Genomic DNA, 11,584 nt, shown 5'->3' on the forward strand with positions numbered 1-11,584 from the left:
CTCTGCGAGGACTGGGACGAGCGTTGCAATCGTGCGCAGACGGATCCACCCCCATACCGACCTCGGCTTTGGGGAGAGAGGTTGACGCATCTCCTCGGACGTTCCTCGGACTTCCCTCGGAACCGCTAAGTACCGTCTGTAGAGGGCACCTTGATTGAGACAGCGCTCTAGGGGTGCCGCTAACGAACGTGTCACGAGCCCCAAACAGGCTCCGCCTTGCGGTACGTCACCCGTATGGGTGACGGCAGGGGCGAACGGCCGTGCTGGGCAGGGCTTGGCGAGGACGATCGGTGGCTGTGGGGCGGCAGTTGGTGGGGATGGACGAGTTGGTCGAGCACTGGACGGTGCTTGAGGGCGAACTGGGGCTCGTGGCGGGCAAGCGGGGTGGGACGCGGCTGGGGTTCGCGTTGCTGCTGAAGTACTACACCCGGCATGGCCGGTTCCCCCGAGGCCGGGCGGAGTTCCCGGACGAGGTGGTGGAGTTCGTCGCCCGGCAGATGAAGGTGTCGGCTGCGGAGTTCGGCTCGTACCAGTGGACTGGCAGCACGATCGAGTACCACCGTGCCCAGATACGCGAGCATCTGGGGTTCCGGGTGTGCTCGGTACAGGATGCGGAGAAGCTGACGGCCTGGCTGGCTGGCAACGTCGCGCACGCCGAGCGGAACGCGGACCGGGTGCGCGAGGAGCTGCTGAGGCACTGCCGTGAGGAGTTCATCGAGCCGTCGGCGCCGGACCGGATCACACGAATGGTCCGCTCGGCTCTGCACACGGCGGAGGAGACGTGGTTCGCTCGTATCGCGGCCCGGCTGTCGGTGGACGTGCGGGCCCGAGTGCTTGCTCTGGTGGCGGAGGCCGGGCAGGACGAGGACCGGGACGACGCTGCTGGGGAGTCGGTGCTGGCCTTGGTCAAGGCGGTGCCGGGCAATGTCAGCCTGGAGTCGATGCTGCGGGAAATCCGCAAGCTGACGGCGATCCGGGCGATCGGTCTGCCTGGGGTGCTGTTCTCGGACGTGGCGCCGAAGGTGCTGGCGTCCTGGCGGCAGCGGGCGGCCGTCGAGTCGCCGTCCCACCTGCGCCGGCGGTCGGATGAAGCGGCGGTGACGCTGCTTGCCGCGCTGCTGGTGGAGCGGGAGCGGGAGGTCACCGACTCTCTGGTGGACCTGTTGATCGCCACGGTGCACCGGATCGGCGCCCGCGCCGAGCGGAAGGTGACGAACGAGCTGGTCAACGCCTTCAAGCGGGTGTCGGGCAAGGAGAACATCCTGTTCGCTATCGCCGAGGCTTCGCTGGCCGAGCCGGACGGCGAGGTGCGCGAGGTGGTCTTCCCGTCGGTGCGGGGCGGTGAGCAGACGCTGAAGGAGCTGGTGCACGAGTACAAGACGAAGGGGCCGGTGTACCGGCGGACGGTGCAGACGACGCTGAAGGCGTCGTACACCAATCACTACCGCAAGGGCCTGGTCGAGCTGCTGGGCGTGCTGGAGTTTTGCTCCAACAACGTTGCCCATCGCCCGGTGATTGACGCGCTCGGTCTGGTGCAGCGGTACGCGAAGGCCGGGAACACCACCTACTACCCGCTGGGGGAGAGCGCGCCTGAGCACCGCGGCACCACCGGTCAGTGGGCGGAGGTGGTCTGCCGGGCCGACAGGCGCGGGCGGCGCCGGGTGGTGCGCATGGTGTACGAGGTGGCCACCTTCCAGGCACTGCGCGAGCAGCTGCGCTGCAAGGAGGTGTGGGTGGTCGGCGCAGGACGGTGGCGCAACCCGGACGAGGACCTGCCCAGGGATTTCGAGGCCCGCCGTACCGAGCACTACGGCGAGCTGCGCAAGCCGCTGGACCCGGCAGCCTTCACCACATCGCTGCGCCAGGAGATGGAGGCGGCCCTGGCCGATCTCGATGAGGCCCTGCCGGAGCTGGACTGGGTAGAGATCACCGAGCGCAAGGCCGGGGCGATCAAGTTCACCGCGCCGGAGGCGTCCGAGGAGCCGCGCAGCCTGCGGCGAGTCAAGAACGAGGTGGGCCGCCGGTGGAAGACGGTGCCGCTGATCGACATGCTCAAGGAGGCCGTGCTGCGCACCGGCTGCCTGAGAGCGGTCGCTTCCGTCGCGGGCAGCGGGCACCTGCCTGCCGAGGTGCTGGCCGAGCGCCTGATGCTCGCGATCTACGCCTACGGGACGAACGCGGGGATCCGGTCGGTGGCCGGCGGCGCGCACGGCCACACCGAGGAGGAGATCCGCTATGTCCGCCGCCGCTACCTGACCCCGGAGGCGGCCCGGCAGATCGCCGTCGAGATCGCCAACGCCACCTTCGCCGCCCGCGACGCCGGGCTGTGGGGCACCGGGTCGACGGCGGTCGCCTCGGACTCCACCCACTTCCGCTCCTGGGACCAGAACCTGTTCACCGAATGGCACTCCCGATACGGCGGCCGAGGCATCCTGGTGTACTGGCACGTCGAGCGCGGCTCGGTGGTGGTGCACTCCCAGACCCTGCGGGCCTCGGCTTCTGAGGTAGCGGCGATGGTCGAGGGCGCCATCCGGCACGGCACCACGATGAGCGTCGAGGGCAACTATGTGGACTCCCATGGCCAGTCCGAAATCGGCTTCGCGGTCACGCGGCTCTTGAACGTGGACCTGCTGCCGCGGATCAAGCAGATCAACCGGGTGCGGCTGTACCGGCCGAACGCCGGCGAGCCTGGCGCCTACCCCAACCTGACGCCTGCGCTGACCCGGCCGATCCGCTGGGACGTCATCGACGCCAGCTACGACCAGGTCATCAAGTACGCCACCGCGATCCGCACCGGCACCGCCTCCACCGAAGCGATCCTGTCCCGCTTCACGCGGGCCGCCTCCCACCCCGCCTACCAGGCGATGCTGGAGATCGGCCGCGCCCAGCGGACCTGCTTTGTCGCCCGCTACTTACGTGACCGCAGCCTCCAGCGGGAGATCGAGGAGGGCCTGAACGTGGTGGAGTCCTGGAACGCGGCGAACGCGGTCATCTACTACGGCAAGGGCGGGGAGATCTCCACCAACCGGCGCGAGGAGGTGGAGATGGCCGCGCTGTGCCTGCGGATCCTGCAGGCGTCGCTGGTGTACGTCAACACCCTGATGCTCCAGGACGTCCTCGCCGAGCCCTCCTGGGCCGGTCTGCTCGGCCCTGCCGATCGCCGCGGCCTCACCCCGCTGTTCTGGTCCCACGTGCGGCCCTACGGTGAGGTCCGCCTCGACCTCGGTTCCCGCCTCGCCATCGGCCCAGCGGTGGCGGGCCGATGACTGTGAGGCGGTGGGCCGCCGGGCCTGGGTCGTCATCGACGCCGGCGAAGTTCCCGCACGAATGCCGCGACGGCGCGCAGGATGTCGGCGCGGTCCTGCGAAGCGGTGTCCTTCAGCGCCATGCCGGTGATGATCACCACAGCGGTCGCGAGGATCGCGAACCCGGCCACGAGCACCGCTGCCCACCAGATGTCCATGTGTCAGTCCTTCCGCAGGAAGCCTCGACCGCCCCCGGACGAGGCAGCCATGAGGACCTTCGCCAGGACCCATGGGCGCCAGCCATGGATGCCGGATCAGCCGGATTTCCGCAGCAATCCGTCCAGGTCACATGGCTGGCCAGCCCTCGGCCGCCGGATCGCACCGGATCGGATCCGTCACCCGAGGGGAAGGCAGGACAGTGAGCGCGGTGGAAGAGCCTGGCTCGGGACGGCAGGCGCTGGCCAGACGACTCGGGCTGCTCCAGGCAGAGCTGCGCCGGCGGGACAGGACGCAGAAGGCCGCGGTGGAAGAGGCCAACCGGCGCCAGCGCAGTGCAGCAGGCCGTCCGCAGGACGTGCCCTGGCCGCGCACGAACGGCGGGGTGGACCTGTCGGTCCAGACGGTCAACGACTGGTTCCCCAAGCAGAAGGGTCCGAAGGAACCCAGCGTCTCACCGGACTTCAAGGATCTGTGGTCCGTGGTCGCCGTGATGCTGGAATGGACCGGGCAGGCCGGCAACCAGCGGTCTGCAGGAAGACTCCGCCGCGAGTGGCACACGCTTCACGAGGACGCCCGGCGCGGGAGCGGCCTGGACGGGGCGGTGAGCGCCTACCTCGACGCCGTCCGCAAGGCCGCCGAAAAGCACCCGTACCCAGGGATCTTCGACCGGACCGCCTACGTGCCTTCCCTGGCCGACGTCTACGTGCGCCAGCACAGCAGCCCCGCGGACCGGGCCGGACACGCCGACGACGGCGTCGGTGAAGGAGGCGGAAGCGGCCCTGCCGCCGCCGAGCTTGCCGAGGCCATCTTCCAGAAGCCTGACCGCGTCTGCGTGCTCATCGCAGGCCCGGGAGGCGGCAAATCCACGCTGCTGCGCACCCGGCTGCACGATGCGGCCGACGCATGGCTCGCCACCACGCAGAAGTTGCAGAAGTTAGGGAGAACGGGCCCGGCCGTCCCGGTCTGGGTGAGCGCACGCACCCTCGCCGGAGAGGAGACGCAGGTCCCCGATGCGCTCGCCGATGCCACCCGAAGGCTCAGCCGCTACGGACGGCACCCGGAACTGGACAAAACCCGCTTCCTTCAGGCTCCGTGCCCCGGGGCGCACTGGCACCTGCTCGTCGACGACCTCGACGAACTCCCCAACGCCGACGAGCGCCGCGCAGTGCTGGAGAAGCTGGCCAACGCCGTCGCGGGCGACCCGCCACTGTACCGATGCGTGGTGGCCACCCGCCCCCTGACCGACAACGAACTCGACATCCTCGACCGCGCCCTCGGCCGCCCCGCGCCGCGCTACGACCTGCAGCCCTTCACCGCCGACGATCTGCACACCTACACCGAACAATATTTCGGCACCCGCTGGCCGCAGGAGGAGGCGGCCCGACGCGCCCGGCAGTTCACCGACGCGCTGCGCAACGCCCGGCTGGACGAGCTGGCCCGTACCCCGCTGATGGCGTTCATGCTGTGCCAGCTCCATCTCGCCCGGCCCGGACGCCCACTGCCCGACGGCCGCAGCGCGGTGTACGCGGAATTCACCGGCCTGGTCTACGAGAACAACCAGAGCAAACGCGTCGCAGACAGCCACAACGAGGCGATCAGACACCTCGTGGAAGGCCTCCAAAACCCGCGGGCGCGTAAAGATACCGAAGCGGCCGCACGGCGCGTCCACGAACAGCTCCCGGAGCTGATCGACCACCTGGCTCACCAATTGCTCACCGGCCACCACATCCCGGTCGCCACGGCACTGGCATCCCATGAGGCAGTCCACCGCCCCGGCAACGTCCGCCCGGAGCGCTGGGAGGCGTTCCTGGAAGACCTGCTGCGGCACACCGGCCTGCTGGTCCACCACGCGGACGGCCTCGGCTTCCCCCACCAGACCTTCCTCGAATACCACGCCGCCCGCCACCGAACCCGCGACAAGCAGGCCCGCCGCCAAACACTCCACGCGCTCTTCCACGCTGCGGGCCCCTCGCTCCGCTGGCGTGATCTGGAGCCGTCCTACCTCGGTTTCCTTCTCGACGGCCTCCTCACCCCCGACGACGAGATCAGCCAGGAAACCGACACCTGTCTGGAAAACCTCACCGCATCACCGGAAGAGGAAGAGGACGCGTGCCCCTTCCTGTTGCGGCAGGTGCAGCTCAGGACCAACCTCCCCATTGAATCAACCGCCCACCAACTCACCCGCTACATCACCGCCCTTACCCTCCACCCCGACGACTGTGTGCGGGCGGCCGAGGTGCTGGCCGGGCTGGACGGCTACCGGAAACCGGCCGCAAGACTCCTGAAGACCCTCGCCACCGACCCCACCCTCGACGCCCGGGCCCGCGTGTGGGCGGCCGAGGTGCTGGCCGGGCTGGACGGATACCGGGAACCGGCCGCGAGGGTCCTGGAGACCCTCGCCACCGACCCCACCCTCGCCACCGACCCCACCCTCACCACCCTTGACCTTCACTACTGGGTGTGGGCGGCCAAGGCACTGGCCGGGCTGGACGGATACCGGGAACCGGCCGCGAGGCTCCTGGAGACCCTCGCCACCGACCCCACCCTCCACGCCTACCGCCGCCTAGAGGCGGCCGAGGTGCTGGCCGGGCTGGACGGCTACCAGGAACCGGCCGCAAGGCTCCTGGAGACCCTCGCCACCGACCCCACCTTCGACGCCTTCTACCGCGTGTGTGCGGCCAAGGCACTGGCCGGGCTGGACGGCTACCGGGGACAGGCCGTGAGGCTGCTGGAGACCTTCGCCACCGACCCCACCCTCCACGCCCGGGCCCGCGTGCAGGCGGCCCAGGCGCTGGGCCGGCTGGACGGATACCGGGAACCGGCCGCAAGACTCCTGGAGACCCTCGCCACCGACCCCACCCTCGACGCCTTCTACCGTGTGTGGGCGGCCTGGGCGCTGACCTGGCTGGACGGCTACCGGGGACAGGCCGTAAGGCTGCTGGAGACCCTCGCCACCGACCCCACCCTCGACGCCGACGACCGTGTGCGGGCGGCCGAGATGCTGGCCGAGATTGACTGGGAGGCAGGGCGGTGAGGTGGGTGATGAAAGTGTTCGTTAGGGGATCCCCCAACGAACAGCCGCGATCTTGAACAACTGGAGACGGTGACCTGGACAGATGCCGTCTCATTTAGGGTGTCCGGTGATCTGTCCGGTCAGCGGGGGGCTATCCGTACACTCCTGAACCGTGACGGGACTCCTCACGGGCTACGCCCGCTGCTCCACCGACGCCCAAGACCTCACCGCCCAGCGGGAGATTCTGATCGGCCTCGGCGTCCCCGATGACCGGATCTACCTCGACCGCGGACTGACCGGCACCAACCGCAACCGCCCCGGCCTCGACCAGGCCCTGGCCTCCGTACGCGCCGGCGACACCCTCGTGGTCCCCAAGCTCGACCGGCTCGCCCGCTCGGTGCCCGACGCCCGCGACATCGGCGACTCCCTGGTTGCCCGAGGCGTCCGCCTCTCCCTCGGCGGCACGATCTACGACCCTGTCGACCCCATGGGCAAGATGTTCTTCAACATCCTGGCCACCTTCGCCGAGTTCGAGGTGGACCTCCTACGCCTGCGCACCCGGGAGGGCATGGCCGTCGCCAGGGCAAAGGGCAAGCTCAAGGGCAAGAAGCCCAAGCTGACGGCCCGGCAGCAGGCTCACCTGGTCGAGCAGCACGCCACCGGCGAGCACTCCATCGCCGACCTCGCTGAGCTGTTCTCCGTCAGTCGGGCGACGGTGTATCGAGTGCTCGAACGCGCCCGCATCAGCCCCTGAGACTCGCAGCAGACCGCCCTCACCAGCGGGAACCTTGGCGCTTGGGGCTGGTGACACGTTCGTTAGCGGCACCCCATCTGGAAGGGATTGGTGTCGCCCTCGAAACCGGCCTTGGCCCTCAGGGTGAGCACCATGGGCGCGGCCGGCCGGTCGGCAAGGGTGAGAACGTCCGCCCGCGCAGCCCGGGCTCCCTGGCCGACGAGCAGGGTGACGCGCTCGGACCGGTCGAGGATGTCCGCCGCGCGGTGGACTCCTCCGGCTGGCTCACCGGGGCGTTCAGGGAGAACCGGGCCGGCCGGTCGGCGGTCAGTTCACGCTCGCCCAGGTCGCCGGGCACGGTGAGGACGGCGACACCCTTGCGGCCCAGTGCGTGGCGCACCGCCGTCTCCAACATCTGCGGCAGTTGGTCGGGCGAGGTGATGGTCGCCCGGAAGACGGCCACGTAGCTGAAGAGGGCGTCGTTGCCGGCCTCCTGGAAGTAGTCGCTGCCGGGTTCGGAGAGTGGCACCGGCCCAACGCCGGAGCAAATCCCCGGATCAGGTCGAACCCGTACACCACTTCCCTGGACGCAACCAGCAATGTCTCGCTCGTTGTGCGGGTTTGCAAGGCGAACGGACAGCTGGAGACTCTTACGGGGCCGGGTATCTGTGCTGTGTGCTGAGGTTTCGTATCGAGGCCGTCTTCGCTCGGCGCTTGGGGGTGATGCCTGGGTGGGTCGTGTCCGTTGTTTGACCCGGTGCCGTCCGGCGGGGTCAGTGGCTGCGACGGCGGGTGTCGCCTCGTAGGCTGCGGCCATGACTGAGATCCAGATCCCGACGCCCGGCGACGCCTTCGATCTGCTCATGGCCGGTAACCAGCGCTTCGTCTCGGGCGCTCCCGAGCATCCGAACCAGGACGCCACCCGCCGTACCGAGATCGCACCGTCCCAACAGCCCTTCGCCGTGGTGTTCGGGTGCTCCGACTCTCGACTGGCTGCCGAGATCATCTTTGACCGTGGCCTGGGTGACCTGTTCGTGGTCCGTACCGCCGGGCACGTCGCCGGTACTGAAGTCCTCGGGTCCATAGAGTTCGGCGTGAGCGTTCTCAACGCGCCGCTGGTCGTTGTCCTGGGCCACGACTCGTGTGGCGCGGTCGCTGCGGCCTGCTCCGCTCTGGAGAACGGGCAGACGCCGGGCGGCTTCGTCCGGGACGTTGTCGAACGGGTGACCCCGAGCGTGCTGGCAGCCCGTGCCGCCGGACGTGACACGGCCGAAGAGATCCTGGCCGAGCACATTGAGCACACAGTGGACCTGCTGCTGGAACGCTCCCGTGTCCTGGCCGATGCGGTGGCTGCCGGCCGTCTCGCCGTGGTGGGGCTGTCCTACCGCCTGTCGGACGGCAGTGCCCAGCTGGTTGCCACCCACGGCCTCGACGCGGAGGTCCCCACCGCATCCTGACCGCCCCGGCCGTGCCCCTCACTCGGAGAGCCGGGGCCCCGCAGCCCGGCGAAGCCGGTTGGCAACCGCCAGTCCCAGCCCCTCCTCCACCGGCAGGGACGCGATGATGAGGTCGCACCCCTGCTGGTCGAGTTCACGCAGGAACCCGTACAGACCGTGCGCGTAGGCGTCCAGCGAACCGGGCAAGGCCACCACGGCGTGCGCCTTCACCACAGGGTTGGCGAGGCACGGGGGAAGCAAGGCGCCCACCTGGTGTCCCGCCTCCTGGGCGAGCTCGGCTTCGGCGACGACCTGCTCCGGCTCGACGAGGACGACCCGCGCGCGCGGCGCGTAGTGCGACGGGTGCTGGCCCGGCACCCGGACACCGCTCGTGGCCGGGACCGTGACCGGGTGCCCCAGCACCGCTTCGAGGTCCTCACGCGTCACCCCGCCTGGCCGCAGGATGCTCGGGGTCTCGCCCGTGACGTCGACGATGGTCGACTCGACGCCGACCTGGCAGGAGCCGCCGTCCAGGACGACATCGACAGCGTCACCGAACTCCGCCCGGACGTGGTCCGCGGTCGTGGGGCTAAGCGAGCCGAAGCGGTTGGCGGAAGGGGCCGTGATCCCGCCGCCGAAGGCCGACAGCAGTGCGAGAGCCACGGGGTGGTCGGGCACGCGCACCGCCACCGTCTCCAGACCGCCAGTGGCTTCGAGCGGCACGCGATGGCCGCGTCGCAGGACCAGGGTCAGCGGCCCGGGCCAGAAGTGTTCGGCCAGCAGGCGCGCGGTCGCGGGCACCTCCTGGACCCAGTCGTCCAGTTGGTCAGCGGCGGCGATGTGGACGATCAGCGGGTGAGTGGGCGGCCGACCCTTGACCTGGAAGATCCGCGAAACGGCGACAGGGTCCTCGGCGTTCGCGCCCAGACCGTAGACGGTCTCGGTCGGCAAGGCCACCAGGCCCCCCGCGCGCAGCGCACCCGCTGCCCTGTCGATGTCAGTGGCTGTTGACGTCACCTTTGCACTTCTCTCTCACGGTTCCGTTCACCGCGTACCTGATCTCGTCGTCCTATGACGACGAGGCCCATGCACGCCCTACCTGCCCCCATGATGCCGCGCGGGGCGGATGGCCCAGTGTTCGGTGGTGACGGAGAAGGCGCTCATGGGCCAAGGCGCATTGGCTGTCACCATCGGTGTCTGCCGGCCTGCGACTTTCGGCTGGGCAAAGCAAGTTGGCTGTCACCAGGTCGGCGCGCTTTTGTCACCAGTAGTGCTCGAGGCATGGGGGTGTCACCGGCTTTTGACCGCGGGCCGAGCGGCAGCGGGTCTTGCGCTCCGTCTGTTCCCGCAGCCCGCACGAACAGGCTGAGCTGCTCCTGGGCGGGGTGGTGCACGACGACTCCAGGATGGGACTGACACTGCGGGCCGTCGGCGGTCCCGTCAGCCGGCGGGCTCCTCTGCCACCGTGGTGTACCGGTGCCGTGCCCACAGCGGCAGCGCGACCCAGCACGCGAGATACCAGGCCACCACCGTGCCCACCAGCCAGGGTACGAAGCCGTCGTGCGTAGCCACCCGCAGGATCAGGAACAGGGCAGAGGTGAGCGTGGCGACCAGCAGCGCCAGGCCGAGGAAGATGAGCCGTGCCGCCCAGCGCACCGCCTGCGCCTTGATGCTGCGGCCGGAGATGAGCCGGTGGAAGGGGACCGGCGCGATGAGGGCGCCGGTCGCTGTCGCACCGAGGACGACCGTCGCGATGTAGATGAACCGGTCCGCGTGCGACAGGTGCCCGAAGGCCGGGGTGAACGCCACGCTCAGCAGAAAGCCGAAGAGGATCTGGACGCCGGTCTGCGCGACCCGGATCTCCTGCATCAGTTCGTTCCACTGCCGGTCGGCCCGCTCGGCCTCGGACTCCTCCCGCTGCGCCTGTTCGGCGCCCTCCGCCTGCCTCGCCGCCAGTCTCGCTTCCGCGACCCCGCTGTCCACCACGGCCCCTCCCGGTGTGCTCGTCCGTATGGGCGAGCGGATACCCCCGTTCGCCGCTGCCGTGCACTCCGAATTGGCTTTTCCTTGACCTCGCGTTGAGCGCCGCTATACATGGGACTGCAGGTGGCCATGGCGACCAGACCAGCCACCCCAGGATTGTGCAGGAAGCAATCGTGGTCGACGGAGCGCGAACCTTCGAGCGGATCATGTCCGGGCGGCTCGAGTGGTCGCGGTGTCCGAGCCGTCCTGGACAGCGCCCTGTTTCCGTAGGTCGGCCTTTTCTGGATCGACGGTCGTTTCGAGGGCAGACCTGCCAGGCGACTCTGATGTGAAGACTGCGGAAGGCGGCCGGCGGTGCCGGTCGAGCGTCGGCCGGCAAGCGCCGCTCGTTCTCGCTCACCTGGGCAATGGGCGGTCCTGCGCCCGGCTCGCGGCCGGGTCCGGCGTGGGCGCGGCCGCGGCCTGCCGGTGCGTCGCCGAAGCCGTCGACCTGCTGGCCGCCTTGGCATCCACGCTCGAGCAAGCCGTCCGCGAAGCGACGGGGAAAGCGTTCGTCCGGCTCAAGGGCGCTCTTTTGCCCGTAGGCCGGATCACCGCCGACCGGCCGTCGACTCGGGCAGGCGCGAGGAATCACGGCATGAACGTCCAGGCATGCACCGATGGGGCCGGACGTCTTCCATGGGCCTCGCCCGTCTTGCCCGGAGCTGTCCTGGACGTCCGCGCCGCTCTTGCAAAGAAACCGCTCATCCGGTATATTTTCTTTGCTTGTGCGGGCGGGTGGGGTGGCTTCTGGGGGTGGGGGGCTGGTCTGCGGGGCTGGTCTGTGGGGGTCCGGTGTGCTGTCGTGTTTTCCGTCTTGCCGTCTTTCCGTCTTGTCGTCTTGTTGTTCGTGTGCTGGTCCACGTCTGGGGGAGGTCCGGGATGGTGCGCTGTGTGCAGGGGCAAGTGGTGATTG

The 11,584-nt window shown here is 69.4% G+C and carries 7 protein-coding genes and 2 pseudogenes; 5 read left to right on the plus strand and 4 right to left on the minus strand.

Annotation, left to right across the window (positions count from 1 at the left end; genetic code table 11):
- The first annotated feature begins 290 nt into the window (after window positions 1-290).
- Window positions 291-3,266: a Tn3 family transposase gene (locus ACFYW7_RS38265; protein WP_389511197.1), complete on the plus strand. Its 2,976-nt coding sequence runs from the start codon at window positions 291-293 to the stop codon at window positions 3,264-3,266.
- A gap of 32 nt (window positions 3,267-3,298) precedes the next feature.
- On the opposite strand, the gene ACFYW7_RS38270 is transcribed toward ACFYW7_RS38265, so the two are convergent.
- Window positions 3,299-3,463, minus strand: a complete 165-nt coding sequence (locus tag ACFYW7_RS38270; RefSeq protein ID WP_389511199.1) for a hypothetical protein — start codon at window positions 3,461-3,463, stop codon at window positions 3,299-3,301.
- A gap of 209 nt (window positions 3,464-3,672) precedes the next feature.
- Here ACFYW7_RS38270 and ACFYW7_RS38275 point away from each other — a divergent pair, with 209 nt between their 5' ends.
- Complete coding sequence (locus ACFYW7_RS38275) at window positions 3,673-6,498, plus strand: NACHT domain-containing protein (RefSeq protein ID WP_389511201.1); 2,826 nt, start codon at window positions 3,673-3,675, stop codon at window positions 6,496-6,498.
- A 151-nt stretch (window positions 6,499-6,649) separates the two neighbouring features.
- Window positions 6,650-7,231: a recombinase family protein gene (locus tag ACFYW7_RS38280; protein ID WP_389511203.1), complete on the plus strand. Its 582-nt coding sequence runs from the start codon at window positions 6,650-6,652 to the stop codon at window positions 7,229-7,231.
- Window positions 7,232-7,302: 71 nt separating this feature from the next.
- On the opposite strand, the pseudogene ACFYW7_RS38285 reads toward ACFYW7_RS38280, so the two are convergent.
- Window positions 7,303-7,745, minus strand: a pseudogene (locus ACFYW7_RS38285) (pyruvate oxidase); the annotation flags it as partial.
- 280 nt (window positions 7,746-8,025) lie between these two features.
- Here ACFYW7_RS38285 and ACFYW7_RS38290 point away from each other — a divergent pair.
- Window positions 8,026-8,667 (plus strand): carbonic anhydrase, encoded by a 642-nt coding sequence (locus ACFYW7_RS38290; RefSeq protein WP_389511205.1) that lies wholly within the window; start codon window positions 8,026-8,028, stop codon window positions 8,665-8,667.
- 18 nt (window positions 8,668-8,685) lie between these two features.
- Here ACFYW7_RS38290 and ACFYW7_RS38295 read toward each other — a convergent pair whose 3' ends face one another.
- Window positions 8,686-9,663: an L-threonylcarbamoyladenylate synthase gene (locus tag ACFYW7_RS38295; protein WP_389511207.1), complete on the minus strand. Its 978-nt coding sequence runs from the start codon at window positions 9,661-9,663 to the stop codon at window positions 8,686-8,688.
- Between the two features lie 423 nt (window positions 9,664-10,086).
- Window positions 10,087-10,602 (minus strand): DUF6328 family protein, encoded by a 516-nt coding sequence (locus ACFYW7_RS38300; protein WP_389511209.1) that lies wholly within the window; start codon window positions 10,600-10,602, stop codon window positions 10,087-10,089.
- A gap of 370 nt (window positions 10,603-10,972) precedes the next feature.
- Between ACFYW7_RS38300 and ACFYW7_RS38305 the strand changes: the two are divergent.
- A pseudogene (locus ACFYW7_RS38305) lies at window positions 10,973-11,356 on the plus strand (IS5/IS1182 family transposase); the annotation flags it as partial.
- Window positions 11,357-11,584 lie beyond the last annotated feature (228 nt).

The organism is Streptomyces sp. NPDC002580 (assembly GCF_042889485.1).
Classification (GTDB): Bacteria; Actinomycetota; Actinomycetes; order Streptomycetales; family Streptomycetaceae; genus Streptomyces.

Coding starts and splice junctions, on each gene's coding strand:
- ACFYW7_RS38270 (WP_389511199.1), bottom strand. CDS start 3,463: ATGGACATCTGGTGGGCAGCGGTGCTCGTGGCCGGGTTCGCGATCCTC.
- ACFYW7_RS38290 (WP_389511205.1), top strand. CDS start 8,026: ATGACTGAGATCCAGATCCCGACGCCCGGCGACGCCTTCGATCTGCTC.